Annotated in this window: 28 protein-coding genes; 18 read left to right on the top strand and 10 right to left on the bottom strand. The window is 65.2% G+C overall.

What is annotated here, in order from left to right:
* The first annotated feature begins 55 nt into the window (after positions 1–55).
* From MKP08_RS08600 to MKP08_RS08575, 6 genes are all read left to right on the top strand, one after another.
* Positions 56–499, top strand: coding sequence for a MucR family transcriptional regulator (locus MKP08_RS08600; RefSeq protein WP_215228568.1), 444 nt, complete (start codon positions 56–58; stop codon positions 497–499).
* A gap of 104 nt (positions 500–603) precedes the next feature.
* Positions 604–1,041 carry a Fur family transcriptional regulator gene (locus MKP08_RS08595; RefSeq protein WP_215228569.1) on the top strand — a complete coding sequence of 146 codons (438 nt, stop codon included), beginning with the start codon at positions 604–606 and terminating at the stop codon, positions 1,039–1,041.
* On the top strand, positions 1,041–1,793 hold the full coding sequence (locus MKP08_RS08590) for a lysophospholipid acyltransferase family protein (RefSeq protein WP_241553473.1): 753 nt from the start codon (positions 1,041–1,043) through the stop codon (positions 1,791–1,793). Before MKP08_RS08595 ends, MKP08_RS08590 begins: the two co-directional genes overlap by 1 nt.
* A gap of 50 nt (positions 1,794–1,843) precedes the next feature.
* Positions 1,844–3,187 (top strand): tRNA (N6-isopentenyl adenosine(37)-C2)-methylthiotransferase MiaB, encoded by a 1,344-nt coding sequence (gene miaB, locus MKP08_RS08585; RefSeq protein WP_241553472.1) that lies wholly within the window; start codon positions 1,844–1,846, stop codon positions 3,185–3,187.
* A 113-nt stretch (positions 3,188–3,300) separates the two neighbouring features.
* Positions 3,301–3,990, top strand: a complete 690-nt coding sequence (locus tag MKP08_RS08580; RefSeq protein WP_241553471.1) for a PEPxxWA-CTERM sorting domain-containing protein — start codon at positions 3,301–3,303, stop codon at positions 3,988–3,990.
* A 26-nt stretch (positions 3,991–4,016) separates the two neighbouring features.
* Positions 4,017–4,838: a PEPxxWA-CTERM sorting domain-containing protein gene (locus tag MKP08_RS08575; RefSeq protein WP_241553470.1), complete on the top strand. Its 822-nt coding sequence runs from the start codon at positions 4,017–4,019 to the stop codon at positions 4,836–4,838.
* Between the two features lie 103 nt (positions 4,839–4,941).
* On the opposite strand, the gene MKP08_RS08570 is transcribed toward MKP08_RS08575, so the two are convergent.
* Complete coding sequence (locus MKP08_RS08570; protein WP_241553469.1) at positions 4,942–6,318, bottom strand: hypothetical protein; 1,377 nt, start codon at positions 6,316–6,318, stop codon at positions 4,942–4,944.
* 107 nt (positions 6,319–6,425) lie between these two features.
* On the opposite strand from MKP08_RS08570, the gene MKP08_RS08565 reads away from it, so the two are divergent.
* Positions 6,426–7,460, top strand: coding sequence for a PhoH family protein (locus MKP08_RS08565; protein WP_215228575.1), 1,035 nt, complete (start codon positions 6,426–6,428; stop codon positions 7,458–7,460).
* Positions 7,461–7,518: 58 nt separating this feature from the next.
* Here the strand turns inward: MKP08_RS08565 and MKP08_RS08560 are convergent, their stop codons facing one another.
* A complete protein-coding gene (locus tag MKP08_RS08560) occupies positions 7,519–8,685 on the bottom strand; it encodes a diguanylate cyclase (protein WP_241553468.1) in 1,167 nt (388 codons plus the stop codon).
* Positions 8,686–8,850: 165 nt separating this feature from the next.
* The gene (locus MKP08_RS08555; RefSeq protein WP_241553467.1) at positions 8,851–10,629 is read right to left on the bottom strand and encodes a sensor domain-containing phosphodiesterase; all 1,779 of its coding nucleotides are present in this window, start codon (positions 10,627–10,629) and stop codon (positions 8,851–8,853) included.
* 194 nt (positions 10,630–10,823) lie between these two features.
* Here MKP08_RS08555 and ybeY point away from each other — a divergent pair, with 194 nt between their 5' ends.
* The 3 genes from ybeY to MKP08_RS08540 all read left to right on the top strand — a co-directional run bounded on the left by ybeY (position 10,824) and on the right by MKP08_RS08540 (position 13,197).
* Positions 10,824–11,309, top strand: a complete 486-nt coding sequence (ybeY, locus tag MKP08_RS08550) for an rRNA maturation RNase YbeY (protein ID WP_241553466.1) — start codon at positions 10,824–10,826, stop codon at positions 11,307–11,309.
* 20 nt (positions 11,310–11,329) lie between these two features.
* The gene (locus MKP08_RS08545) at positions 11,330–12,244 is read left to right on the top strand and encodes a hemolysin family protein (RefSeq protein ID WP_241553465.1); all 915 of its coding nucleotides are present in this window, start codon (positions 11,330–11,332) and stop codon (positions 12,242–12,244) included.
* 68 nt (positions 12,245–12,312) lie between these two features.
* Positions 12,313–13,197 carry a LysR substrate-binding domain-containing protein gene (locus MKP08_RS08540; protein ID WP_241553464.1) on the top strand — a complete coding sequence of 295 codons (885 nt, stop codon included), beginning with the start codon at positions 12,313–12,315 and terminating at the stop codon, positions 13,195–13,197.
* Between the two features lie 37 nt (positions 13,198–13,234).
* On the opposite strand, the gene MKP08_RS08535 is transcribed toward MKP08_RS08540, so the two are convergent.
* From MKP08_RS08535 to MKP08_RS08520, 4 genes are all read right to left on the bottom strand, one after another.
* Positions 13,235–14,122 carry an ATP-grasp fold amidoligase family protein gene (locus MKP08_RS08535; protein ID WP_241553463.1) on the bottom strand — a complete coding sequence of 296 codons (888 nt, stop codon included), beginning with the start codon at positions 14,120–14,122 and terminating at the stop codon, positions 13,235–13,237.
* 39 nt (positions 14,123–14,161) lie between these two features.
* Positions 14,162–14,749, bottom strand: coding sequence for a DUF1989 domain-containing protein (locus MKP08_RS08530; protein WP_241553462.1), 588 nt, complete (start codon positions 14,747–14,749; stop codon positions 14,162–14,164).
* Positions 14,746–15,429 (bottom strand): guanitoxin biosynthesis heme-dependent pre-guanitoxin N-hydroxylase GntA, encoded by a 684-nt coding sequence (gene gntA, locus MKP08_RS08525; protein WP_241553461.1) that lies wholly within the window; start codon positions 15,427–15,429, stop codon positions 14,746–14,748. Before gntA ends, MKP08_RS08530 begins: the two co-directional genes overlap by 4 nt.
* A 68-nt stretch (positions 15,430–15,497) precedes the next feature.
* Entirely contained in the window at positions 15,498–15,962 is a 465-nt protein-coding gene (locus MKP08_RS08520) for a peptidylprolyl isomerase (protein ID WP_215228585.1), read from the bottom strand.
* 120 nt (positions 15,963–16,082) lie between these two features.
* Here MKP08_RS08520 and mgtE point away from each other — a divergent pair, with 120 nt between their 5' ends.
* From mgtE to MKP08_RS08495, 5 genes are all read left to right on the top strand, one after another.
* Positions 16,083–17,543: a magnesium transporter gene (mgtE, locus tag MKP08_RS08515; protein ID WP_215228586.1), complete on the top strand. Its 1,461-nt coding sequence runs from the start codon at positions 16,083–16,085 to the stop codon at positions 17,541–17,543.
* A 32-nt stretch (positions 17,544–17,575) separates the two neighbouring features.
* Complete coding sequence (locus tag MKP08_RS08510; RefSeq protein WP_241553460.1) at positions 17,576–17,974, top strand: DUF1489 family protein; 399 nt, start codon at positions 17,576–17,578, stop codon at positions 17,972–17,974.
* 15 nt (positions 17,975–17,989) lie between these two features.
* Positions 17,990–18,667, top strand: coding sequence for a DUF4396 domain-containing protein (locus MKP08_RS08505; protein ID WP_241553459.1), 678 nt, complete (start codon positions 17,990–17,992; stop codon positions 18,665–18,667).
* A 56-nt stretch (positions 18,668–18,723) separates the two neighbouring features.
* Complete coding sequence (locus MKP08_RS08500; RefSeq protein WP_241553458.1) at positions 18,724–18,969, top strand: hypothetical protein; 246 nt, start codon at positions 18,724–18,726, stop codon at positions 18,967–18,969.
* 127 nt (positions 18,970–19,096) lie between these two features.
* Positions 19,097–19,477 (top strand): hypothetical protein, encoded by a 381-nt coding sequence (locus MKP08_RS08495; protein WP_241553457.1) that lies wholly within the window; start codon positions 19,097–19,099, stop codon positions 19,475–19,477.
* Between the two features lie 66 nt (positions 19,478–19,543).
* On the opposite strand, the gene nudC is transcribed toward MKP08_RS08495, so the two are convergent.
* Both nudC and MKP08_RS08485 read right to left on the bottom strand, forming a co-directional pair.
* Positions 19,544–20,434 carry an NAD(+) diphosphatase gene (nudC, locus tag MKP08_RS08490; protein WP_215228591.1) on the bottom strand — a complete coding sequence of 297 codons (891 nt, stop codon included), beginning with the start codon at positions 20,432–20,434 and terminating at the stop codon, positions 19,544–19,546.
* Positions 20,427–21,746: a serine hydrolase gene (locus MKP08_RS08485; protein ID WP_241553456.1), complete on the bottom strand. Its 1,320-nt coding sequence runs from the start codon at positions 21,744–21,746 to the stop codon at positions 20,427–20,429. The genes nudC and MKP08_RS08485 overlap by 8 nt, the downstream gene beginning before the upstream one ends.
* Before the next feature lie 103 nt (positions 21,747–21,849).
* Here MKP08_RS08485 and MKP08_RS08480 point away from each other — a divergent pair, with 103 nt between their 5' ends.
* On the top strand, positions 21,850–22,071 hold the full coding sequence (locus MKP08_RS08480; protein ID WP_215228593.1) for a hypothetical protein: 222 nt from the start codon (positions 21,850–21,852) through the stop codon (positions 22,069–22,071).
* Here MKP08_RS08480 and MKP08_RS08475 read toward each other — a convergent pair.
* Positions 22,068–23,117 (bottom strand): A/G-specific adenine glycosylase, encoded by a 1,050-nt coding sequence (locus MKP08_RS08475; protein ID WP_241553455.1) that lies wholly within the window; start codon positions 23,115–23,117, stop codon positions 22,068–22,070. The genes MKP08_RS08480 and MKP08_RS08475 overlap by 4 nt on opposite strands.
* A gap of 29 nt (positions 23,118–23,146) precedes the next feature.
* On the opposite strand from MKP08_RS08475, the gene MKP08_RS08470 reads away from it, so the two are divergent.
* Positions 23,147–23,686: a DUF721 domain-containing protein gene (locus MKP08_RS08470; RefSeq protein ID WP_241555576.1), complete on the top strand. Its 540-nt coding sequence runs from the start codon at positions 23,147–23,149 to the stop codon at positions 23,684–23,686.
* A gap of 3 nt (positions 23,687–23,689) precedes the next feature.
* On the top strand, positions 23,690–24,406 hold the full coding sequence (locus MKP08_RS08465) for a thioredoxin domain-containing protein (RefSeq protein WP_241553454.1): 717 nt from the start codon (positions 23,690–23,692) through the stop codon (positions 24,404–24,406).
* The last annotated feature ends 54 nt before the right edge of the window (positions 24,407–24,460 follow it).

Raw genomic sequence — 24,460 nt, 5'->3', positions numbered from 1 at the left:
GGTGAGAACCCTCAACTTCCCCCACCCGAAAAAAATAGAAGAAAGTCAAATTTCGATGGACCAATTAGATCACGATCTTAACGAAACGTTGATCACTCTCACCTCCGACATCGTTGCGGCGCATGTCAGCAACAATAATGTCGCGGTAGAAGACGTGCCCTCGCTGATTACCAATGTTTATGGTGCACTGTCCGGGCTGGGTGGCGAAGACGACGGTCAGGAAGAACCGCCCGAACCCGCGGTGTCCGTCCGCGCTTCGGTCAAGCCGGACTACCTTATCTGTCTGGAAGACGGCAAGAAGCTCAAGATGCTGAAGCGGTATCTTCGCACCAATTACGATATGAGCCCGGAAGAATACCGCGCGCGCTGGAACCTGCCCAGCGACTATCCGATGGTCGCGCCCAACTACGCCGAGAAGCGCCGGGAACTGGCCAAGAAGATCGGCCTGGGCCGCACCCCGGGTCAGAAGCGCGGTCGCAAGAAGAAGACCGAGAGCTGATCGCTTTGCCGCCGCCCTAGCGCGGATCGCAGACAGTGATGGCTTGAGAACGACGCCCCGGCCCGGTAAGGGTGCGGGGCGTTCGTTTTTCAGGGAAGCTTTGTTTGCCGCATACCATCGATCTCGAACAGTTGTGCCAGGAAAAGGGTCTGCGGATAACGGAGCAGCGCCGCGTGATCGCGCGCGTTCTTTCGCAAAGCAGCGATCACCCGGATGTGGAATTGCTGCACCGCCGGGCGAGCGAGATCGATCCCAACATCTCCATCGCCACGGTCTATCGTACCGTGCGCCTGTTCGAAGAGGCGGGCGTGCTCGACCGCCACGATTTCGGCGATGGCCGCGCGCGGTACGAACCCGCGCCCGAGGCGCATCACGATCACCTGATCGATGTCGAGACTGGCAAGGTCGTCGAATTCGTCGATCCCGAGGTGGAAGCGCTGCAGAAACAGATCGCCGAACGGCTCGGCTATCGCCTGGTCGATCACCGGCTGGAGCTATATGGCGTAAGCCTCGCTCGCGATAGCGGCGACAAGACCGGTTGATGGCCGGGGCGCAGGCCGTCCCTGCGCCGCGAATCCGGCCGCTGGGCTGGGCGCTGCTCGCCATCCGGCTCGCCGCGATGGCGGTGTTGCTGGCGGTGTGCGTGCCTCTTCATCTTGTCACCCATGCGATGATCGGCGGTCGTTTCTGGCCGCGCCTGTTCCTGGCCGGTATCGGTGCGGTGGCCGGTCTGAACCTGCGGGTCGAGGGGCGACCCGAACGCGGCGCGCTGCTGTTGGCGAACCATGTCAGCTGGCTCGATATCCTGGCGCTGGCGAACGCATCGGGGACCGCCTTCGTCGCGCATGATGGGCTCGCCGCCTTCCCATTCCTGAAATGGCTGTGCGACATGAATGAGACGCTGTTCATCGCGCGCGACCGGCGCGAGACGGTGGCCGACCAGGCGAACGACCTGCGCGATGCACTGGCGCAGCGCCCGCCCTTCACGCTCTTCCCGGAAGGCACGACCTGCGACGGCACCCGGATCCTGCCCTTCAAATCCTCGCTTCTCGCCGCGATCGAGCCGGTGCCCGCCGATCTGGCGGTGCAGCCGGTGGCGCTGGTCTATGCCGATGCGCCGCGTGTTTCCTGGGTCGGCGACGAGCCAGGGCTGGACAATTTCCGCCGCATCCTGGCGCGCCTGCGCCCCGTCCACCTTACGATCCGCTTCCTCCCGCCCCTGTCGGCGTCCGATCTGGCGAACCGCAAGACGATCGCTGCCGCTGCCGAGCGGGCGGTAGCGGACGCGCTCTAGACCCCGCGCCCCTTTCGCCGCCGGGCCATTTGGTCTAACCGCCGCCGGTCATGAAACCGACCGACAATCCAAAGACCTACCGGGTCAAGAGCTTCGGCTGCCAGATGAACGTCTATGACGGGGAGCGCATGGCCGAACTACTGGCCACGCGCGGTATTACCCCTGCGCCGGAGGGCGAAGACGCCGATCTCGTCGTGCTGAACACGTGCCACATTCGCGAGAAGGCGGCGGAGAAGGTCTATTCCGATATCGGCCGCCTGGTGAAGGCAGGCGAAGCACGCGGGAGGAAGCCGCTGATCGCGGTGGCCGGATGCGTGGCTCAGGCGGAAGGGGAAGAGATCATGGCCCGCGCGCCCGCGGTATCGATGGTCGTCGGCCCGCAAGCCTATCACCGTCTGCCCGACATGCTCGACCGGGCGGTGGCGGGCGAGCGCGGGACCGATACCGACATGCCCGCGATCGCCAAATTCGCGAGCCTGCCGGACCGGCGCAAGAGCCCGCCCGCGACCTTTCTCACCATTCAGGAGGGGTGCGACAAGTTCTGCACCTATTGCGTGGTTCCCTACACCAGAGGCGCGGAAATATCGCGCCCGTTCGCGGACTTGCTGACCGAAGCGCGCAAACTGGTCGAAGCCGGGGCGCGCGAGATCACGCTGCTGGGACAGAATGTTTCCGCCTGGTCGGGGGAGGATGACAAGGGTCATCGCCAGGGTCTGGCGGGCCTCGTCCGTGCGCTGGCACGGATCGATGGGCTGGCGCGGATCCGCTACACCACCAGCCACCCCGCCGACATGGACGAGGACATCATCGCCGCCCATGGCGAGGTCGACAAGCTGATGCCGTTCCTCCATCTGCCGGTACAGGCGGGCAGCGACCGGGTGCTGAAGGCGATGAACCGCAGCCACACGGTCGAAAGCTACCTGAAACTGCTCGATCGCTTTCGTGCCGCCCGCCCCGACCTCGCGCTGTCGGGCGATTTCATCGTCGGTTTTCCGGGCGAGACCGAAAGCGAATTCGAACAGACATTGGCCCTGGTCGATGCCGTGGGATATGCGCAGGCCTTCAGCTTCAAATATTCGCCGCGCCCCGGCACGCCTGCCGCGACGATGGACGGGCAGGTCGCGCCGGACATCATGGACGAGCGCCTGCAGCGCCTGCAGGCCGCGATCAACCGGGATCAGTTCGCCTTCAACCGGAACTCGGTCGGGCGCACGTGCGAGGTTCTGATCGAGCGGCGCGGCAAGCGCCCCGGCCAATGGCTTGGCAAGTCGCCCTGGCTGCAGTCGGTATGGTTCGAAGGCGATTGCGCGATCGGCGACCTGGTCGAGGTCGAACTGGCCGAGGCCGGACCGAATTCGATGCGGGGCGCGCCGCGCGCAGCCATCGCCGCGTAGCTCGCCAAGCCGCGGAACAGTCATCGACTGTCGCGGGAAAGCCATAAAACCGACGCGGCGGTGCCACGCGATATCCTTAACAAATCCTTGTCCCCATCGACAAAGGATTCGCAATGCTCAAAGCCCTACGCCTGGCCACCGCCGCCGCCATCGCAATCGCCGCTCCCTTCGCCGCGCAGGCAGCGGAAACGGTGGAGGTCGCACCCGCTACCGCTGACCGCATGGTTACCGTTTCCGCCTACGACCCGATCGGGCAAAGCTTCACGGCGACCACCGACACGCTGAGTTCCTTCGGCTTCCGCTTCGGCACGCTGAATGCGAGCTCACCCAACACGCCGCTGACCTTCCGTCTGCTGGCAGGCGAAACGCTGACCGGCTCCGCCCTGTTCACGCAGGTTTTCACGCTGCCGTCCACCATCGCCCAGCGGGGCGATCTCGCCTGGGTGGACATCGCGCTGCCCGACCTGCCCGTCACGATGAACTCGATCTACACGGCCGTGCTGACCGCGACCTCTTCGCGCGCGGGCCTGCAGGTGGGGCCGGGCTACAGCTACTCGCCTCCCGGCCTGAAGAGCGGGGACGTATATGCCGGCGGCAAGCTGCTGAGCACCGGCACGACCTACTCCAACTGCGCGGGCGCCTCGAACAATTGCGACGCCGTGTTCCGCTACACCGGCGAAGTCAACGCGGCGGGCGCCGTTCCCGAACCCGCGACCTGGGCGCTGATGATCCTGGGTTTCGCCGCCGTCGGCGGTGCCCTGCGCAAGCGCGGTAGCCGCTCCCTCGCCTTCAATCCCGCCTGACCGAACCACCAAAGAAGGATACCAAGATGAAACGCATCACTTCGATAGCCGCAATCGCGATCCTCGCTTCCGTTCCCGGCACGGCGCTGGCCGAAGGGCGCACCGCCGCCCCCAGCTACACCCTGACCAACACGACCTACACGCAGAACTTCGATTCGCTGGCACGGTCGGGCGACAACAACAGCAACCTGCCTTCAGGCTTCCAGATCGTCGAGAAAGGGACCGGCAGCTCTGCAAATGGTCGGTACGAAGCCGGCTCGGGCACGTCCAATGCGGGCGATGTCTACAGCTTCGGCGCCAACGGTTCGTCCGATCGTGCGCTGGGCAGCCTCGGCAGCGGCAGCGTCGCCCCGACCTATTTCGGCGGCATCTTCACCAACGGCCTCGACGCGACGATTTCCGACCTCACCTTCTCCTACGACGGAGAACAATGGCGTGCCGGCAATTCGAACGACGATGGCCTGACCTTCCAGTATTCGCTCGATGCGACTCAGGTCGACAACGGGACCTGGACCACCATCTCGTCGCTGATCTTCAACCCGCTGGTGCTTGCTGGCAACACCGCGCTCAACGGCAATCTGGCCGCCAACCGCGTCTCGCTGAACGGATCGGCGAGCGGCCTCAATATCGGCAGCGGCAGCAGCTTCGGCTTCCGCTGGGTGGACCAGAACTCGTCGGGCAGCGACCATGGGCTGGGCGTCGATAACTTCTCCCTCACCGCGGGCCTTGCCGCGGCGGGCGGGGTTCCCGAACCCGCCACATGGGCGCTGATGATCCTCGGCTTCGGCTTCGCGGGGGGCGCTCTGCGCCGACGCAATCGCGGGTTCGCTCGCCTCGCTTTGGCATGACACGCGGTCGCTAAAGTGATGAACCGGGAGGCCGCATCCGAAAGGGTGCGGCCTTTCGCTTTCCCCTTGCGGCGTCCGACCCGCAGCGTTCGATCGAGCTGGGTTAACCCGCAGGCTTGTCCGCCGCGATGATAGTCTCCCCCATCTGATCGATCGTCTCCGCCGGGGCGACCGTCGGGTTGGAGGGGTAGGCGGTGCCTTGCCACGTCAGCTTGCGATAGCCGGTAGGCAGGCCCCCGCCCCCGACCGTGACCCACAGATCGCGCATGGTACCGGTACTGGACTCCAGCACACCCAGCGGCAGGCGGGTCACCGTCGTGCGGCCGAGCACCTGGAAACCGCTCGAGGCGCGGCGCAACACCACCAGATTGCAGCCGCCGCTGCCGCAGACCGTTGGTCCGTCGAGATAGACCAGCGCCTCCATCGTACCATCGCCGTCGAGATCGCTTTCCCCGTAAGTGGTTCCGACCCCGTCGCCGTAATTTTCCGCCACCCAGGCGAGGGCTGAATCGCGCAATGGCAGCAGTTCCCCATCCTCCTCTTCCTGTTCCTTTTGCGGCGCACCCGCCGCCGCTTCCTGTTCTGCTGCTTCTCTGCTTGCTTCGGCAGTGACCATATTGAGACCGACCTGCTGATATATCTGGGGCGCGTTCCACGTGGCGGGATAGTTGTAGAGAACGCGAAGATACGTCCGGTCAAACAGCGATAGCTCCTTGGGCGCGAAACTCCCGTTGAACAGCGACATGATAGTTTCGAATTGGGGCGTCTCATCTGGGGCGGGCGGTGTGATATCCGTCAACAGGCGCATCGCGGCATAGTCACCGATCTGGCCAAGCGACCTGCCGTTCAGCGCATCGCCGCCGACGACGAGAATGGACCCGCGGGATGCCATCTGGTTCTTGAGCCTCAGCCGAGTGCCGGTGACACGGTTCGTCGATGCGCCATTCGTGCCGAGACTACGATCATAGGCCATAGGCGCGCCGCGCTCGTCGAGCGTTTCCACATACTGCCAGCTACGGGCCGGGCCGGGTTCGTTAAATACACGATCAATCTGGTAGGACAGCAGCGAGTTGAAGGCCCAGTGATCCTCCTCCTTCAACTGTCGCACTGCCGCATCGGGATCAGGCACGAAGGCGATCAACATATTCGGCTGACAGCCGGAATCGCCTGTGCGCAGCCCTGCCTCGCGCGAGCGGGTTTTGACCCGGTCGACGATGAACTGGGCATATGGCGGGGTCATCCCGATCACGACCGGGCAAACCTCCCCTGCGAACCGTGCGAGCGGCTTGTCGATCCGCGGTCGCCGGGTAAGGTCCTTGGCAAAATTTTGAATTTGCTGTGCCCGGCGTTCGCGTTCGCCGGTTACGACAATAGTCGGCCCGTCTACGGTCAAATCCGTCACATCATTGTCCTGCGCTTGGGCAGGCAAGGACGATACACCCGCTACCGCCAGCGCGCTTATACCAATCAGCAAACGCATTGAGTTCTCCCCGTCACAATATGTATTCATCGGTGCACTAACGTAGGGCAGCGCTTGCCACGATCCTGGACGCACTTACATTACTGAGCGCTATACGAAAGGACCAGATGGGCCGCAGACCTACCAGCGCCGGCATTCCGGCCATTTCCCCTCCCCCCGCTCCCCAGCGCGAACATCGCCGCGCGCGGGCCGAGATGAGCTTTGAAAACCAGAGCTTGCTGATCCCGCTGTTCGGCCAGTTCGACGCGAACCTCGTCCAGGTGGAAAACCGCATGGGGGTGTTTATTTCGGCGCGCGGGCAGACCGTCCAGATAGAGGGGCCGGAAGACAATGTCGCACGCGCGCGCACGGTCATCCAGAAGATGTACGACGAGCTGGCGCTGGGCCGCGAGCTCGATCAGGGCGCGATCGAATCGCTGATCGCCATGGCGGACGAGCCGACTTTCGACGGCATCATCGACGCGGATGACGCGGAAGGCGGCCCGCCGATCATGATCCGCACCCGGCGCAAGACCATCGTTCCGCGCAGCGCCCGCCAAAGCACCTATATGCGCAGCCTCGCCCGGGACGACATCGTTTTCGCGCTGGGGCCGGCGGGCACGGGCAAGACCTATCTCGCGGTGGCGCAGGCGGTCAGCCAGTTGATCACCGGCAGCGTGCAGCGTCTGATCCTGTCGCGCCCCGCAGTGGAGGCGGGCGAGAAGATCGGCTTCCTGCCCGGCGACATGAAGGAGAAAGTCGATCCCTTCCTGCGCCCGCTCTACGACGCGCTGTACGATTGCATGCCACCCGAGCAGGTCGAACGCCATATCGCCAGCGGGGTGATAGAGATCGCGCCCATCGCGTTCATGCGCGGGCGCACGCTGGCGGACGCGTTCGTGATCCTGGACGAGGCGCAGAACACCACGCGTGAACAGATGAAGATGTTCCTCACCCGCTTCGGGCAGAACAGCCGTATGGTGGTCGCAGGCGACCCGCGCCAGGTCGACATCCCGGGCGGCGACCGGATGAGCGGGCTCGCCGATGCGGTGGAGAAGCTGGAAGGCGTGGAGGGCTTCGGTACCATCCGCTTCACCGCCGCGGACGTTGTGCGCCACCCCATCGTGGGCCGGATCGTGGAGGCTTACGAGGGCAAGGACTGATTGCGGCCAGCGCATGGCCGCGCTGGTCCGGGGTCTGCGGCTATCGCGTCAGGCGGGGTCAGGCGACGCTTACCAGTTCGGGGCGTTTGCGAACCACCGGCGCGCTCGTCCATTCTTCCCGGCCTGCGGAAATTTCGCAGCGGTTGCGCCCCGTCTCCTTCGCTCGATAGAGAGCGCTGTCGGCGCGGCGCAGGGTGCTCGCCATGGTTTCATCGCGCAGTCGTGCGGTCAGGCCGATACTCACGGTGACGCCCATCCCGTTCTCGGCTTCCATGCAGGCGATCGCCTGTCTCAGGCTCTCGCAAATCTCGAACGCCGAGCCACGGTCGCTATCAGGCAGGACGAGGACGAATTCCTCGCCGCCGATCCGGGCCAGGCGCGCGTCTGTGGCAAGGTTGGAGCCGAAACACTCCGCAACCTTGCACAGCACGTCGTCGCCCGCCCCGTGTCCGAACCGGTCGTTGAACGCCTTGAAGTGGTCGATGTCGATCAGCGCCACCCAGCCGCCCGCCTTTGCGGACGCCCGGCCCGGTTCGAGCCATTCATCCATCGCACGCCGGTTGGGCAAACCCGTGAGCGGGTCTCGTCGCGCGTCGGCATCGGACCTTCGCACGACCGATTGCATCAGGCCGACCAGCAGCAGCAGTCCCGCCGCGACCAGCAGAACCCCGCTGCTGGTCTGTGAAACGACCGCGTAGGTCGTCTCGGTATAATCGCGTTCCGTGCGACCGATGCCGAGAAGGATGGAAAAGATCGCCTTGACCGGAAAGTGCAAACTGATGACCACGAAGATCGTGTAAAACATCTTCTTCGTCCGCGAGCGCGGCGCGTGGCGCAGGATCGTCCACGCGCAAAAGGCGGCCCCCAGGGCGTACCAAGCCTGATAGGTAACCAGGTACCAGGCGTTACTTGGCGTCTCCAGCGTCAGCAGGCGGAAGATCGTACCCCCAGCCACGATGCCACCCGCGATTCGCCACATCGGGCGGCGTGTGTAAAAGTGCGAGAGCGACAGGGCCATCCCCACTAGCGCGAGCAGAAAGGCCGTATAGCCGATCACACGCATTGCGTTCGTGGGTGCCCCCAAGACGATGGCGAGGTTGGAGATCGGCTCCAGCGTGCCTGCGGCATAAGCGAGCGCGAACCATCGTGCCCGGCGGATCGTCGGATTGGTATGGGCGATCACCAGGAAAACCGAGGCGAACATCGCCCCGATCAGTGCATTCATGCAGATTGGCAATACGGCTTGCGGCATAAGTTCTTCGCGCCTCCACGGACGCGCCCCCCTAACCGACCCGATCCATTGGCAAACCATGGACGCTCTACGTTAGGAATGGGTAAATAAGCCGGCAGTGCACTCCATTTTCGGTGAGATGGTGACCGATCGACCTGTTCAGGCGATAGCGGCCAACCGGGGCTCGTGAGCCCCGAACACGAGGTCGGCGTTGACCGGGCGCGACATGAAGTAGCCCTGCCCCTCGTCACAGCCCCATTCGCCCAGCATGTCGAAGACGTCGCGGTTCTCGATGCCTTCGGCCACCACGCGGTAGCCCAGATCGTGTCCCATCGTGATCATCGTCCGGACCAGCGAGCTATCCCGCGTGGAATTGGCCATGTCACGGACGAAGGCCTGATCGATCTTCAGCACCGATACTGGAAGTTTCTGAAGATAGGACAGGTTGCTGTACCCGGTTCCGAAATCGTCGATCGCGATCGAAACGCCGTGGTCGCGCAAGTGGCGCAGTTGATCGATGACGCGGTCCGCGTCGCGCGCGATGGCGCTTTCGGTAAACTCCAGCTCCAGATCCGCCGGGTTCACGCCCGCCCCGCAAGCGGCGGCGAGCAAACGCTCGGCAAAGTCCTCTTCGTCGAGATTCATGGCAGACGCGTTGATCGACATCGCATGGGGCTTCCCAGCCAGCATCCATGATCGCGCCTGTCCGATCGCCTGCCCGACGACCCATTCGGTCATCGATCGACCGAGTGCGGTCTGTTCCACCAGAGGAACGAACTCGCCGGGCGAAATCGCGCCCAGTTGCGGATGGTTCCAGCGCAGTAGCGCCTCGACCCCAGTATGCCGACCGGAAGCAAGCTCGATCCGGGGTTGATAGACCAGGCTCAGCTGATCGGGGCTTTGCAGCGCCGTGCCGAAATCGTTCAGCAGGGCAAAGCGCCGACCATTGCGTTGATCGCTGGCCGGATTGTACCGCGCTCGACCGGAAGAGGTTTCCCGCGCGTCGTCGGCGGCGCCGGAGGCGCGGTGGAAGACATCTCGGGCGGAAACCTCTCCGATCGTGAAATCGAAAACGCCGATGGAAGGATCGGCGGTGATCGGGACCCCCTCGCACGAGAGCGGCTCTTTCAGCGCGGCGACGATGCGATCCGCCAGCGCGTAACTTTCGAGCAAATCTCCTTCGATCAGGACCGCACAGCGGGTCCTGCCGGTATGGAATACCCGGGCGCCTTCACCCGCGGCATTGGTGACGGCGGAAAGTGCCTGTTGCATGATCATGCTGACACTTTCGCTCCCCATGACGCGCACGGTGTAATCGGCACGCGTCGGCGACAGCACATCGATGGAAAGGAGCGCTGCGGGCTTGCCGGCCGCGTGCGAGGCCAGGCTTTCCACCTCTTCGCGCAGCCGCAGCTGGTTGGGATGGCCGGTTCCGGGGTCGACTTGTCCGACGCGGTTCTGGAGATCGATCTGGCTCATCACCAGGCCTGCCAGATCCTGCAGAACCTCGCCCTCGCCCTCGCGCAGATCGCGGGCTTCTTCATCGACCACGCATAACGTGCCCAGGCCGTGGCCGTCCCGCGTGAACAGGGGCGCGCCGGCGTAGAAACGGATACCGGCCTTGGCGAGCGGGGAGCCGATGAAACGCTCGTCCTCGTTCAGATCGCGCACGACGAAAACACCGTCGCCCTCGATCGCGTAGGAGCACGGCGCCTGCTCGCGCGGAATCTCGGTCAGATCGACGCCGACCTTGCTCTTGAACCACTGGCGATCGCGATCGGTCAGCGAAATGGTCGACACGGGCGCCTTCAGGAGTTGGCTGGCCAACCGGGTCAGGCGATCGAAATTGTCACTGGGCGGGCTGTCGAGCAGCTTTAGATCGCGCAGCGCATTCAGGCGCGCTTCCTCGTTGACAGTATGGTCGAGCAGCTTTTCCATGAAGACCCCGTTACGTACAAGCCGCAGTGTCGAGCCAAGCTGTTAAAAATCCATTTAAATCGGTTGCATTTCAGAACGATAACGAGGCCCGGTGCGAGGCTCGTTTCCCGTGGCTCGGCTTGCAGTTTCAGGAAGCAGCGAACCGGTATAGGGCCGCGACATGACGAAGATTCGCGAAGCTGGGGGCATCCGCGATGCAGATTGAAACCGACATCCGGAACTGGCCGGACGGAGCGTGGGAGGAGCTGGCCGGCAGAGCTGGGGATGCCGCCGCGCAGGTGGAGCCTGCGCTGGGAAATCCGCGGCTCGAGGCGAGCGTATTGTTCACTTCCGATACCGAGGTTCACACGCTCAACCGCGAATGGCGCGACAGGGACAAGCCGACCAACGTGCTGTCCTTTCCGATGATAGAGCGCGGCGACCTGCTTTCGCTGCCGCCGGATGGCCCCCCCGAACTACTGGGCGATATCGCACTGGCGCACGAGACCTGCGCGCGCGAGGCGGCGGAAAAGGCTATCTCGCTGGCGGATCATGCGACGCACCTGATCGTGCACGGCCTACTGCATCTCGCCGGCCACGATCATGTCGACAGCGACGATCAGGCCGAGGCGATGGAGGCGCTGGAGATCAAGGCGCTTGCACTGATGGGCCTTGCCGACCCATATGGGGATCGCAACTGACGGGAGTGCATTAAGGGGCCATGCCCGAGACCGATTCCTCCGCCGGAGACGCGGACAGTAGAGGCGGGCTTTGGCTCGCCATCCGCAAATTGTTCGACGCAGAGGGCGACCGCTCGCTGCGCGCCCAGCTCGAAGAAGCGATCGACGAGCACGAGGGCGACCACCCCGATTCGGACGACGACGCGCCGCCCGGCGGCGACCTGTCGCGGGTGGAGCGCCAGATGTTGCGCAACCTCCTTCATTTCAGCGAGCACGACGCCGACGACGTGGCGATCCCGCGGGGCGAGATCGTGGCGATCGACGCGCGCGCCAGCTGGGACGATCTGCTCGCGATCTTCTCCGAACACGGCCATTCGCGCCTACCGGTCTATCGCGAGCAACTGGACGACGTGATCGGCATGATCCACATCAAGGATGTCTTCCCCTACCTCACCAACGGCAAGCCGCCGCCCGCCGACTGGACCGTGCTGATGCGCCAGCCGCTGTTCGTGCCGCAAAGCCGCAACGCGCTGGACGTGCTGGCCGACATGCGCAGCCGCCGCATCCACCTGGCGGTGGTGGTGGACGAGTTCTCCGGCACCGACGGGATCATCACGATCGAGGATCTGGTGGAGGAGATCGTCGGCGAGATCGAGGACGAGCACGACGACGCGCCCGAACAATGGATCACTCCCATCGGCGAGGGAATGTGGGACTGCGACGCCCGCGCTGAGCTGGAGGATGTGGGCGAGCAGATCGATCCGCGCCTGGCCGAGATCGAGGAATCGGTCGACACGCTGGGCGGCATGACCTTCGTGCTGGCCGAACAGGTTCCGCCCGTCGGCACGATCGTGGCGCATCCCAGCGGCTGGCAGATCGAGGTTACCGCGGGCGACGAAACGCACGTGACCCGCCTTAGACTGCATCCCCCGGTCGAGACGCAGGAAGAGGATTAACCCTACTCTTCGCACGTGCAGCAAATCGACGCTCGACATGATGCCTCGCCCAACGCAAGATGCATCGCATGGGCATTCGTCGGCTCCCCCCTTTGCGCGCGCTCGAAGCGTTCATGCGCACCGTGCGCCTGGGCTCCGCGCGGGCCGCGGCTGACGAGCTGGGCCTGAGCCCCTCGGCGCTCAGCCGGCGGATCACCAGCCTGGAGGAGTTCATCGGGCGCAAGCTGTTCACCCGTGCGCGCCAGACGATGCAACTGACCGACGAGGGGCACCAGTTCTACGAGGCGATCCACCCGCATTTCGAGGCGCTGGCCCGCGCGGTCGAAAGCCAGTCGGACAGCGTATCGGTGCTGCGCCTGCATCTGGGCGTGCTGCCGCTGTTCGGAACCCAGCGCCTGTTTCCGCGGCTGGGGGAACTGCGCAAGCTGCATCCGCTGCTGCATATCGACATCGACACCGGCCCCCATCTGGAAGGGCGCGTGGGCGACACGCTCGACGCGGCGATCATTCTCAGCCGGGGGCCGGACACCTCGCTGCATGCGATCCGGCTGGACGAGAACAAGGTCCACGCCATCGTCAGCCGCACGCTGGCCGACACGATCGGCCCCGATCCGGACTTGGATACCCTCGCGAAACAGACCTTCCTCGTCCACAACGAGTTGCCCGAAAGCTTCACCGCGTGGAAGAACGCGCTGGACATGCGCGAACTCGAACCGGCGGCGATCGACCATTTCGATTCCGGTTCGATCATGCTGGAGGCCGCGGCGCAGGGCCTGGGCATCGCGATCATGCACGACGACCATCGGCGGCGCGCCGCCGATCCGCGCCTGACCGACCTCTTCGATGTCGAGGTCGAAAGCCCCTACAGCTACTGGTTCGTGTGCAAGCGCGCCGCACTGGAGGAACGGCCCGTGCGCCTGTTCCACGACTGGCTGGTTCGGGCGGGGCTATAGCGCGGCGCGGGGGCGCGCCGGTGCGACGATTGCAAGGCTATCCGATAGATGCGACGCCGGCAGCCGCGTCGCCGCGTACATTCGGGCTAAGCTGCCGGGCGTTTCCGTGTGTTGCGGACTGTGACCGCTCTTTCCGCGCCGCGTGCCAAAGCCTGCCCAACTCGAAATCCACCCAGTCCGCGCCGAATGGGTCTAGACCCGATCCGGGATAGAGCGCGAACTCGCCGAACAGAGGGCCGGTGCACCCTTCGAAGAAATCGACGCGCAAGAAGTCACGGCCTTGCGAAAGGATCTCCGCCGCTTCCAGCATCGCCTTCAGGCTGCGCGGCGGCGGAGGCTTGTCGCGGCTAGGGACCAGTTGGCGGAAATAGCGATCGTGCAGGATCCAGCGGTGGTCGCTCGCCCTGTCCAGATGGACTTGTATATGCGTCGCCTGGCCCCCGAACACGTAAATCTTGTAATCGACCGGCAGCGTTCGTCCGTCGCCCAGCAGGCATTCCGCCATCAATCCGGCCGGGATGTCGCGATAGGCCCATTCGTCCAGCCAACCGCCGTAGGATCGCCGGCGCCACCGTTCCGAACGGCGCGCCGCCGCTCGCCACTCGGCATCGTTCCTGACCGGCTGGTATTGTTTGCACCCGTGCCTGCTCTTCACCATTGCCGCCGCCCCGAACGGGCGATCCATCGGCATGATCTCTCCCGTCCATAGGAGCGGCAGCACGGCCTCTCGTCCGAGCAGATGCGTCGCCAGTTTCTTCGAGGCAACCTTGTCGAGAAGCTGCGGCTGGTCCGGCGAGCGATCGTTGAGCTTGCGCCACTGGACCCACTCGGTGAAGCGGGTTGGCCGTTCGAGGTCGGGCTGTCGTCCGAAGCGCCAGAGATAGGTCAGTTCGACGCGCAACCGCGCGTATCCCTCGCCATGCATCCGCTGCGTCCCCCGACCTTTACCGGAGGACCCGGTAATTCACGCTATGGAATAGTCGATCGGCTTGAAAGTTCCGCCGCACGAATCGTAGGCCGAGCAGGCAGTCAGGCCGATCACGCAATCCATCAGCGCTTCCAGCACGATCCGGTCGCCCGGTTCGGTCGGGGGCGGCAAGACCTGCAGGCGACCGCTGTCCTGTTCGACCGGCACGTTCATGAAGGCGTTGAACGCGGTCGGGATGGCGTCCGGTTCGATGCCGTAAGGGGCCAGCGCCTCCGCCAAATTGCCGAAGCAGCCGCGATGAATCGGTTTGTCCGCGTAGAAGTGACGGAACGTCGCCTCGCTGCATGGCGTCAGCAGGAAATCGTGCGTGCCGCAGCTATCCTCCACGATCTCAAGCATCGGATTGGAGCGGTTGGACCACAAGCGGTTGCCTGTGGTGAGCTTGATCGTCTCTTCGTAATCGAAGGTGCGGCCATTGGAGATGACCTCGCGCGGATCGGCCTGCGAAAACGCGAGCAGGTCGGACACCTGCCCCCCTTCCGGATCGATCACGGTCAGCCGCTGCCCCTTCTCGACCACGAAGGCGGTGCCGCTGCGCGGCGGAATCGTCTGCGTCCCGCTCATGCGCGCGGATCCCGGAAGGGGCACTGCCATTCGGCGTCCACCTTGCGCCCGCTATACTGGCGCGCCTCGCTGCTTTCGCCGTGGCGCGACAGCATCGGGTTGATGTCGCCTGCCAGCGCCACGTCGCGTTTCAGGATGCTTTCGCGCATGCGCTCGTAGCGGCCTTCCTCCCGCAAGCGCTCGAACTGGTCGTGCAGATTGAAGACCAATGTGGGATTGGGGAACCGGCGCGCTGGCCGCGACGCGTGGGGATGAAGCCCGACGACGAAGAACGCCTCGCCCCCGAAGCTGAGAGAAAAATCGGGATGGGTCGGATCGGCGCTGACCTGCCGATCATAATCCTGCCCCAGCCAGGCATCCTTGTCGGCGAAGCTCTGGAGCCGGGTCCACATGGCCCGTTCGAAGGCCTGTTCGTCGAGATCGAGCGGACCCTCGAACACGACCGCCAGACTGCGCAGCTCCTCCCGATTGGCCGGCGCCGCCCAAGCCCATTCGAGTAGCTTGCGGTGCAGTTCCACATCGTTCCAGCCGCTGGTCAGGTCGCGCGCGGTCTCGACACGCAGATTGTCCCGCGCCAGCGCCGATTTCGCACCCACGCAGGGGAAGTCCGGCGCGCGAATCCTGTCGACGAACGTCTGTGCGAGCGTCTGCTCGCGGCTCTCGGCAATATCCAATCCCATGTCCGAAAAAAGAACAGGACCGAAAAACGGTCCCGCTCCTCACATTAATCAATCTCGGCGCGGTGGGTTCAGGACACCGACGCCTTGGTGATCTTGCCGGGATTGCGCGGCGGCTCGCCCTTGGGCAGCGCATCGACATGTTCCATGCCGCTCTCGACCTGGCCCCAGACGGTGTACTGCCCGTCGAGGAAGTGCGCGTCGTCGAAGCAGATGAAGAACTGCGAATTGGCGCTGTCGGGTACCTGGGTGCGCGCCATGGAGCAGGTGCCGCGCACATGCGGCTCGCTGTTGAATTCCGCCTTCAGGTCGGGCTTGTCGCTGCCGCTCATCCCGGTGCCGGTCGGATCGCCGCCCTGCGCCATGAAGCCGGGAATCACGCGGTGGAAGACCACACCGTCGTAGAAGCCGTCCTTCGCCAGTTCGGTGATGCGCTCGACATGACCGGGGGCGAGGTCGGGCCGCAGCTTGATGACGACGTCGCCGCCCTCGCCATTGCCGGTATCGAGAGTGAGGGTGAGGGTTTCGTCGGCCATTGCGGTAATTCTCCTGATCGTTCGTATCGGGTTTTCGTGTCGCGCGCCGATATAGGGGCGATGCGCACAATGTCACGCCGCGCGGCTTGTCTTTCGTGGGCGCTGGCCTAGAGGCGGGACATGGCGAACGGACCGCGCCCGGACGAACACGACCTGATGCTCGCCGATGCTCCGGCGGACGAAGGCGGTCGCCCCGATGATCGGATCGACGACGATCGCCACGACGAGGAAAACCGGCTGAAGCTGGAATATGTCCGCCAGGTGGTCGATACGCTGGAGGATGGCGACAAGGGTGCGACCTACGATCTGGTCGAGCCGCTTCACCCTGCGGATATCGCCGACCTTCTCGAATTGCTGGAGCCGCCCGCGCGGGCAGAGCTGACGCTCGCGATCGGCGACCTGATGACGGGCGACGTGGTCGCCGAACTGAACGACTACGTCCGCGACGAGATGATGGGCGCCCTGCCCCCGGGCGTCGTCGCGCAGATCGCGGAACAGCTCGAGACCGACGATGCGGTCCAGCTGATCGAGGATCTCGACGCGCCGGACCAGGCGGCCATTCTGGCCGAGATGGAGCCCGAAGACCGGGCCGCGATCCAGAGCGCGCTCGCCTATCCGGAGGAAACCGCCGGTCGCCTGATGAGCCGCGAGCTGGTCGCGGTGCCCGAGCATATGCGGGTCGGCGACCTGATCGACTATCTGCGCGAGGACGGCGATCTTCCGAACGAGTTCTTCGAGGTCTTCGTGGTCGACGCCGCGCACCATCCGGTCGGCGCCTGCGCGCTCGCCTGGATCCTGCGCGCCCCGCGCCACATCGCGCTGGCCGACGTTATGAAGCGTGACCAGACGCTGATCCCCGCGATGGCCGATCAGGAAGAGGTCGCGCTGATGTTCCAGAAATACGGCCTGATCTCCGCCGCCGTGATCGATACCGAAGGGCGGCTGATCGGACAGATGACGGTGGACGACGTGGTCCACATCATCGCGGAGGAAGCGGACGAGGACGTCATGCTGCTGTCGGGCGCAGGCGATGGCGACATCAACGAACCGATCCGCGACGCCTATTCCGCTCGCGTGCGGTGGCTGGTCGCGAACCTGGGCACCGCGCTGATCGCGAGCCTGATCATCGCCGCCTTCGGCGCGGCGATCGAACAGCTGGTCGCGCTGGCGATCCTGATGCCGGTAGTCGCCAGCGTCGGTGGCAATGCCGGGACGCAGACCATGGCGGTGACGGTGCGCGCGATCGCGACCAACCAGCTGGTGCAATCCAATACCGGCCGCATGATGTGGCGCGAGATGCGCGTCGCGCTGCTCAACGGCGCGACCATCGCGGTGCTGGTCGGGGTGGCGACGGGGCTGGTGTTCACCGCCAAGCTGGGCGTGGTGATCGCCGCCGCTATGGTGCTCAACGTCTTTACCGCGGGGCTGGCCGGCGTGCTGGTCCCGGTCACGTTCGACCGGCTGGGTCAGGATCCGGCGGTGGCGAGCAGCGTGTTCGTGACGATGATCACCGATTCCATGGGCTTCTTCGCCTTCCTCGGCCTGGCGGTTGCCAGCGGACTGGTCGCCCAAGCGGCTTGAGCGAGGGCCGCGCGGCCCTATCTAGAGCCGCAATGCCGCTGCACATGACCAAGATCGCCTTTGGGGCGAAGAACTACTCCGACATTCGCGGCTGGTTCGACGAGCGGCGCAAACGCGAGATGAAGCTGACCACGCGCTATCTGCCCAAGCGGCACGAGGAGATGGTCGGCGGATCGCTCTACTGGATCTTCGAGCACAACATCGTCGGGCGCAGTCCGATCACGGGTTTCGAGCAGACGCCCGAGGGTCGCTGGTGGATCGTGCTGGAGCCGAAACTGATCGCGGTCGAACCCCGGCCCAAGCGCGCGCATCAGGGCTGGCGCTATCTGAAACCGGAAGACGCGCCGCGCGATCTTCCCGAAGGGGAGGATCCCGGCGACATCCTCCCGGGAAAGCTCGCCGGAAGATTGCTGAAACTTGGCCTGATCTGAACCGTTGCGGGGTGGATGATCCCACCCTGGTTGCACACTCTGGCCGAGTTCTCGCTTGGCGTCGGCATCGCCAGCGCTCTCTATCTGTTCGCCCGGATGCTCCGCCACCCGCCGAAAATGACCGTCATGGGCTTCGTCTGGCCGCTATGCGGACTGTTCGCCGGGCCGCTGCTGATCTGGTTCGAACGTCGGTGGGGCCAGGTCGAGGATCCGCCCTGGGCGGTTTCCGTGGCGAAAGGCACCCTGCATTGCGGGGCGGGCTGCACGCTCGCCGACATCCTCGCGGAAACCCTCGCCCTGTTCGTGCCCGCCATCCTGACGGTCTTCGGGCTGGGCTGGCTGTGGCAAGACCATCTCTTCGCGGCGTGGACCTTCGACTATGTCCTTGCCCTCGCGATCGGAATCGCATTCCAGTATTTCGCCATTGCGCCGATGCGCGATCTCGGAGTTGGCGAAGGACTGCGCGCGGCGGCGAAGGCCGATGTGCTGTCGCTGACCAGCTGGCAGATCGGCATGTACGGCACCATGGCACTGGCCCATTTCGTGGTCTTTCCCCGGATAGTAGGCGCACCGGTCGATGCCGGTATGGCGGAGTTCTGGCTGGCCATGCAGGTGGCGATGCTGGGCGGCTTCCTGACTGCCCTGCCGGTCAATCACTGGCTGATAAAGTCGGGAATCAAGGAACGGATGTAGCGCGTCGGAACACCTGCCCGGCCCGCGCCGTTGGTCTGGCAAAGGAGAAACACGACATGCCAGAACGCCAGAGCCGCCACCCCGACAACGAGATGATCGACGCCATGAAGGAGGAGGCGACCCCGTCGCAGCAGAGCTCCAGCGGGGGCGACGTTAACGTTCGCGTCGGCAAGCGGGGCGAGGAACACCGCGCCACCGACCCCGACAATCGCGAACCCGTCGTCGGCTCCGACAACCCGGAGCAGGATGCGCGTAAGGGCGAGAAGACGATGGAGGCGATCAAGAAGGGCAACGCCAACTAGCGCATTACCCCCGCGATCGGTCGAGGCACCGCAGCTCATTCACGGCTCGACCGGTCGCGGGGTTGATTCCCATTCTATGGGTGCCACCTGCGTCCTACGCTATCAAAGAACGAAGGGACGGAATTTCATGACATTCACGAAGACCACAACCGCGCTCGCCGGTTTCGCCGCTGTTGCTACGCTCGGCACTGCAGCCAATGCGCAGATGATGTCCGAAGGTCAGGCCAAGCCGCAGGCTCAGCCTGCTGCTCCCGCTGCCGACGCCGGTCCGGTAAGTGCCGAGGAAGTCACGAAATTCGCCAAGGTCGTGATGGGCATTCAGCAGATGCAGGGCGAGAACCCCGACATGCAGCCGCAGGCGCAGCAGCAGGCAATCATGGTCTTGCTCCAGGAAAACGACCTGGCACCCGCTCGCTTCCAACAAATCGCAGTGGCTTCGCGGAGCGACACGGAATTGCAGACCCGCATTGCCACGGCCCTTTCGAAGATGTCCCAGGCCGACGGCTAAATCGGACCGCGCGACTATGAAGAGCCCCGCTCCCATCTCGGGACGCGGGGTTTTTTCATGTCCGGATCAGGCGCGGTCGAGCCACCATCGGATCAGCAGGTTCGCGATCGCCGCATCGGGCGGCGGAGCGAACGGCCCGTCCCCATCGCGGCCCTCGCGGATCGCTTCGGCCACTTCGGCGCGGGTGAACCAGCGCGCTTCCTCCAGCTCGGTTTCGTCGAGCGTAATCGCGTCGCCTTGCGCCATCGCATGGCAGCCGATCATCAGCTGACTGGGGAACGGCCAGGGCTGGCTCGCGACGTAGCGCACATCCGCCACCCTGATCCCCGCTTCCTCGAACACTTCGCGCGCGACCGCTTCCTCGATCGTTTCGCCCGGCTCCACGAAACCCGCCAGCGCGGAGAAGGCGCGCGCGGGAAAGCGCGGCTGGCGGCCGAGCAGCAGCCGGTCCTCGTGCTCCACCAGCATGATGGTGACGGGATCGGTGCGGGGGAAATGCTGGGCATGGCATTGCGCGCAGTCGCGCTGCCAACCGCCCTTCGCCAGGTGGGTGGCGGACCCGCAGCGGGCGCAGAAGCGATGGCGTGCGTGCCAGTCGACCAGGCTGCGCGCACCGCCGTAGATCGCCAGATCCTCCGCCGGCAATTGCTGCATCGCCTGCCAGCTGCGTGGATCGGCGAAGGGCGGTGCGATGTTGCCGTCGCGCGGCACCGGCGCGAAGCACGGCTTGCCATCCCGCAGGCCGAGGAAGACGAGCTCCGTATCCTCGTCGCAATCGGCCAGCGAGCCCCAGGCCAGCCCACCCGCATCGTCGAATTGCGGCAGCAGCCCGTCGAGCCGTAGCACCCGCGCGGAGAACCCGAACTGTTCGGAAAGCAGCTCCGGATTGCCACGGATGTGGTCCGCCCGGTCGATCGGGGAGCCGGAGAAGGCGGGCGGCTTCGGCGCGTCAGCCATTTGTCATCGCCGCCAGATCCTGACGGACCAGATCGCTGAACTCGCCTTGGATCGGGTAGGCTTCGGACGGCATATATTGCGTGAACAGCGTCGCGCGCAGGCCCGAATCGTAATCCACGAACGCCGCGGTTCCCGCCGCGCCGCCCCAGCCATAGGCATTCCCTTCGACCCGGCCGCCCGCGCCGTAACTGGTCACGCCCATCATCCCGCCTTCCGCCGGAATCTCAACCGTCTTGGGCAGGATGTTGGACGTGCCGACGCGCACCGCCAGCTCGCCCATCACCCGCTTCCCGTCGATCTTGCCATAGCCCAGCAGCATGCGCAGGAACCGGTCGTAATCGCGCGGGGAGGACACCAGCCCCGCCCCGCCATAGGGAAACGCGGGCTCGTCGAGATAGACCGAGCCCCTGGCCGGATCGAGTGGCAGGGGTTTGCCCCCTAGGATGCCGTAATTGGTGGTAAGGCGCCCAACCTCGCTCTGCGGTACGCGGAAGAACGTGCTGGTCATCCCGATCGGGTCGATCAGCCTTTCTTTCAGCACGAGGTCGAACGGCTTGCCCTCGATCACTTCGATCACCCGGCCCATCAGGTCGAGCGCGACCGAGTAACTGAATTTCGTACCCGGCTGCAGCACCAGCGGCACGGTGGCGAGCCTGTCGGCGAATTCCTTGAGGCTGGCGGCGGGCTTGCCGCGATCGATCTCCGGGAGCGGCAGCTTGGTCACTTGGCCGGGGACGAGGCCCAGCCGTTCGTACTCGGTCTTGATCGGACCCTGCTGGATGATCGAATAGCCCAGGCCCGCGGTATGGGTCAGCAACATGCGGATCGTGATCGGGCGCTCCGCCGGCTCCAGCGCGTCGGGCGCGATCGAGCTGTCGTAGGTCTTCTGCACCTTCATCTCGGCGAAGGCGGGCAGGATTTCGGCCAGCGGCTGGTCGAGGCCCATCTTGCCTTCGTCGATCAGCTGCATTGCGCACATGCCGGTCAGCGGCTTGGTCATGGAATAGATGCGATAGAGGCTGTCGATGTCGGCCTTGGCCGCGCCGCCCAGTGCCAGCGTGCCGCGCGCGATCACCTGCGGGTCGGGCGTCTGGCCCCAGCCGAAGGTGGCGAGCATGTTCGCGACCTTGCCGCTGGAAACATATTCCTCGATCGCGGCCCTGACCGACGGGAATGCCGGTGCGAGAGGCGGTTTAGCGAAGGCCGCGCGGCCCAGCGGTTGGGCCGCGAGCACACCCGCCGCTCCGAGCCAGCCCGCGCCCCGGAGCAGCGCGCGGCGATCGAGTGCGGTGCCGAATTCGCGATAGGCCATGGAAATCCTGCTCCCGGTTTCTCTTTGCGACCTTTCTGCGGCCTGGCGTGCGCCCGGTCAATCCGCTCTTGCAGGCGAAGCGTGTATTACCTAGCTAGAACACATGCTGAATATCATTTCGATCCTGATCGGGCTTTTCTCGCTGGTCATCGTCATCCCCTCCTCCATTCCTCTCCTTGGCTGGGGCAACTGGTTCGCCCTGCCGGTGATCGCGGTGGGCGTCATCGTCGGCGCGCTCTCGTCCAAGAATGGCGGGCGCAATTTCTGCCTGATCGTCGGGCTGATCGCGATCGTGCGCCTGATGATCGGCGGCGGTATCTTCTAGGCCGTTTGCCGCGCGGCCAGCACGCGCCGCGCCGCCTTCAGGAACAGGGTCGGCAGGCCGAGGGTCTCGATTTCCGCAACCGGATACCACGACCCGTTGCCTGTCTCCCCCGGCGGGCCGCCGACCCGTTCCAGCATTTCCAGCTCGATGTCGAAATGGGTGAAGCCGTGGCGCACCAACCCGCGCGTTTCCCATTCGCCCGGGAGTGGCGGCTCGCCATTCCCGTCGCCTTTCGCGGACCAGCCATCGTCGGGCAGCGCACGCATCCCCCCGAGCATACCCTTCCCCGCCCGCTCGACCAGCAGGACCTGCCCCTCCCGCTCGATCCAGAAACACCTTCCCTGCCGCAGCGGCTTCGCCTTCTTCGGCGGCTTGACGGGGAAGCGTTCGGGATCGGCCACCCGGCCCGCACAATGTTCCGCCAGCGGACACAGCAGGCACTTGGGCGCACGGGTGGTGCAGATGGAGGAACCGAGGTCCATCATCGCCTGCGCGAAATCGCCCGCCCGCGTGCCGGGCGTGATGCTATCGGCCGCCACCGCGATCTCGCGCTTCGCGCCGGGCAGTGGGGTGTCGATCGCGAACAGGCGCGTCACCACGCGGATCACGTTGGCGTCCACCGCGACTGCGCGCCGTTCGAACGCAATCGCGGCGATCGCGGCGGCGGTGTAGTCGCCCACGCCGGGCAATTCGCGAAGACCGGCTTCGGTATCCGGGAAGCCCCCCCGCGCAGCCACCAGCCGTGCCGCCTTCAGCAGATTGCGCGCGCGCGAGTAATATCCCAGCCCCGCCCACGCGGCCATCACCTCCTCGTCCTTCGCGCCGGCGAGTTGATCCACGCTCGGCCAGCGCTGCGTGAAAGCGGCAAAATAGGGTTTCACCGCGGCAACGGTGGTCTGTTGCAGCATGATTTCCGACAGCCACACGCGATAGGGGTCGGGCGGCGCGGTACCCGGCGGCGCGCGCCACGGCAGGTCGCGCGCATGGCGATCGTACCAGGCGAGCAGTTCGGTCGCGATCGGCGGCGGGTTCGCGCTGGCAGTCACGCGGCGGCTATGGCATGACGGCGGCAGGGATGGAACGGGACGCGAAACCGAAAGCGCCGGCGAAGCGCAAGGGCACCTCGGCCCGCCAGTACGAGCGGCCGCGCGGTGGCTCCGCGCGCGCGGTCGGCGACCTGATGCCGCATATCGGGCGCACCGCCTTCCGCCGCTTCGGCTTCGTACAGAGCTCGGTCGTCAGCCGCTGGCCCGAAATCGTGGGGGAACGGCACGCGCGCGTCTGCGCGCCGGAATCGATCCGCTTCCCTCCGGGCGAGAAATCCGATGGCATCCTGCAACTGGTGGTGTTGCCCGCGCACACGCCGATCATTCAGCACGTGATCCCCGAGATTATGGAACGGGTGAACCGCTTCTTCGGCTACAAAGCGGTGGCCAGGGTGAAGATGCGGCAAGGCGCGGTTCAGGCAGCCCCGCTAGAGGAAAAGCCCAAGGCGCCGCCTTCGCTCAAACCCATCCCGATGGAACTGGGGGATTCGCTGCGCGATATCGGCGACCCGGAGCTGCGGGCGGTGCTGGAAGGGCTGGCGCGCAGCCTGGGCGGGCAGGAGACGTAAGAGATGCGCAATACCATCCGGGCCGTGCTACTGGTGGTGGCGGCCCTGGGCACCATTGCCGCGACCAAGGGCAACTGGCTTGCCACCACCGAAACGGGCGACGTGTGGCACAGCGTCGGCAATCCCGATGCGCCGGTCAAGCTGGCCGAATATATTAGCTACACCTGCCCCCATTGCGGCGATTTCGCGCGTAGCGGAGAAGACGCGTTGAAGCTGGCCTATATCCCCACCGGGAACGTGCAGGTGGAGGTGCGGCATTATATCCGCGACGATGTCGACCTGACCGCGGCGCTGCTCGCCTGGTGCGGCAAGCCTGCCGACTTCACGCGCAATCACGCGATCCTGATGCACGCCCAGCCGCAGTGGCTGGCGGCGCGGCAGGCGACCAGCGCGGGTCAGCGGCAGCGCTGGGAAACGGGCACCACGTTGGAGCGGCGACGCGCGATGGCGCGGGACCTGGGTTTTTACGAGCTGTTCCGCGACCGCTACACCACGCCGCAGCTCGACCGTTGTCTGGCCGACGATGCGCTGGCCGACCGGCTGGAGGCGTCGACGCAAAGCTATCGCGACGATATCGGGGTGACGGGCACGCCCAGCTTCACGCTGAACGGCGTGCTGCTGGCAGGAACCTACAGCTGGGACATGCTCGCCCCCCAGATCGACGCGCGCCTGCCCGCCGGTGCCACCCCGGCGCGGCCGGTGCCGGTCGCGACCGACTGATCCTGTGGATACCGCGCCCGGCGCCTTTGCCCGATGCGGGCGGCGGGCTAGACT

Source organism: Erythrobacter sp. LQ02-29 (genome assembly GCF_022576075.2).
Classification (GTDB): Bacteria; Pseudomonadota; Alphaproteobacteria; order Sphingomonadales; family Sphingomonadaceae; genus Alteriqipengyuania.
This window is presented reverse-complemented; position numbering and strand designations above follow the sequence as displayed.

Excerpts from the sequence above, each read along its gene's own strand:
- MKP08_RS08465 (WP_241553454.1), top strand. The coding sequence starts at position 23,690 with ATGCGCAATACCATCCGGGCCGTGCTACTGGTGGTGGCGGCCCTGGGC.
- MKP08_RS08590 (WP_241553473.1), top strand. The coding sequence starts at position 1,041 with ATGGCCGGGGCGCAGGCCGTCCCTGCGCCGCGAATCCGGCCGCTGGGC.
- MKP08_RS08485 (WP_241553456.1), bottom strand. The coding sequence starts at position 21,746 with ATGGCCTATCGCGAATTCGGCACCGCACTCGATCGCCGCGCGCTGCTC.
- MKP08_RS08565 (WP_215228575.1), top strand. The coding sequence starts at position 6,426 with ATGGGCCGCAGACCTACCAGCGCCGGCATTCCGGCCATTTCCCCTCCC.
- nudC (WP_215228591.1), bottom strand. The coding sequence starts at position 20,434 with ATGGCTGACGCGCCGAAGCCGCCCGCCTTCTCCGGCTCCCCGATCGAC.
- MKP08_RS08560 (WP_241553468.1), bottom strand. The coding sequence starts at position 8,685 with ATGAATGCACTGATCGGGGCGATGTTCGCCTCGGTTTTCCTGGTGATC.
- MKP08_RS08470 (WP_241555576.1), top strand. The coding sequence starts at position 23,147 with ATGGAACGGGACGCGAAACCGAAAGCGCCGGCGAAGCGCAAGGGCACC.
- ybeY (WP_241553466.1), top strand. The coding sequence starts at position 10,824 with ATGCAGATTGAAACCGACATCCGGAACTGGCCGGACGGAGCGTGGGAG.
- MKP08_RS08530 (WP_241553462.1), bottom strand. The coding sequence starts at position 14,749 with ATGAGCGGGACGCAGACGATTCCGCCGCGCAGCGGCACCGCCTTCGTG.
- miaB (WP_241553472.1), top strand. The coding sequence starts at position 1,844 with ATGAAACCGACCGACAATCCAAAGACCTACCGGGTCAAGAGCTTCGGC.
- MKP08_RS08495 (WP_241553457.1), top strand. The coding sequence starts at position 19,097 with ATGACATTCACGAAGACCACAACCGCGCTCGCCGGTTTCGCCGCTGTT.
- MKP08_RS08580 (WP_241553471.1), top strand. The coding sequence starts at position 3,301 with ATGCTCAAAGCCCTACGCCTGGCCACCGCCGCCGCCATCGCAATCGCC.
- MKP08_RS08500 (WP_241553458.1), top strand. The coding sequence starts at position 18,724 with ATGCCAGAACGCCAGAGCCGCCACCCCGACAACGAGATGATCGACGCC.
- mgtE (WP_215228586.1), top strand. The coding sequence starts at position 16,083 with ATGGCGAACGGACCGCGCCCGGACGAACACGACCTGATGCTCGCCGAT.
- gntA (WP_241553461.1), bottom strand. The coding sequence starts at position 15,429 with ATGGGATTGGATATTGCCGAGAGCCGCGAGCAGACGCTCGCACAGACG.
- MKP08_RS08575 (WP_241553470.1), top strand. The coding sequence starts at position 4,017 with ATGAAACGCATCACTTCGATAGCCGCAATCGCGATCCTCGCTTCCGTT.
- MKP08_RS08510 (WP_241553460.1), top strand. The coding sequence starts at position 17,576 with ATGCCGCTGCACATGACCAAGATCGCCTTTGGGGCGAAGAACTACTCC.
- MKP08_RS08545 (WP_241553465.1), top strand. The coding sequence starts at position 11,330 with ATGCCCGAGACCGATTCCTCCGCCGGAGACGCGGACAGTAGAGGCGGG.
- MKP08_RS08535 (WP_241553463.1), bottom strand. The coding sequence starts at position 14,122 with ATGCATGGCGAGGGATACGCGCGGTTGCGCGTCGAACTGACCTATCTC.
- MKP08_RS08540 (WP_241553464.1), top strand. The coding sequence starts at position 12,313 with ATGGGCATTCGTCGGCTCCCCCCTTTGCGCGCGCTCGAAGCGTTCATG.
- MKP08_RS08520 (WP_215228585.1), bottom strand. The coding sequence starts at position 15,962 with ATGGCCGACGAAACCCTCACCCTCACTCTCGATACCGGCAATGGCGAG.
- MKP08_RS08600 (WP_215228568.1), top strand. The coding sequence starts at position 56 with ATGGACCAATTAGATCACGATCTTAACGAAACGTTGATCACTCTCACC.
- MKP08_RS08570 (WP_241553469.1), bottom strand. The coding sequence starts at position 6,318 with ATGCGTTTGCTGATTGGTATAAGCGCGCTGGCGGTAGCGGGTGTATCG.
- MKP08_RS08555 (WP_241553467.1), bottom strand. The coding sequence starts at position 10,629 with ATGGAAAAGCTGCTCGACCATACTGTCAACGAGGAAGCGCGCCTGAAT.
- MKP08_RS08480 (WP_215228593.1), top strand. The coding sequence starts at position 21,850 with ATGCTGAATATCATTTCGATCCTGATCGGGCTTTTCTCGCTGGTCATC.
- MKP08_RS08505 (WP_241553459.1), top strand. The coding sequence starts at position 17,990 with ATGATCCCACCCTGGTTGCACACTCTGGCCGAGTTCTCGCTTGGCGTC.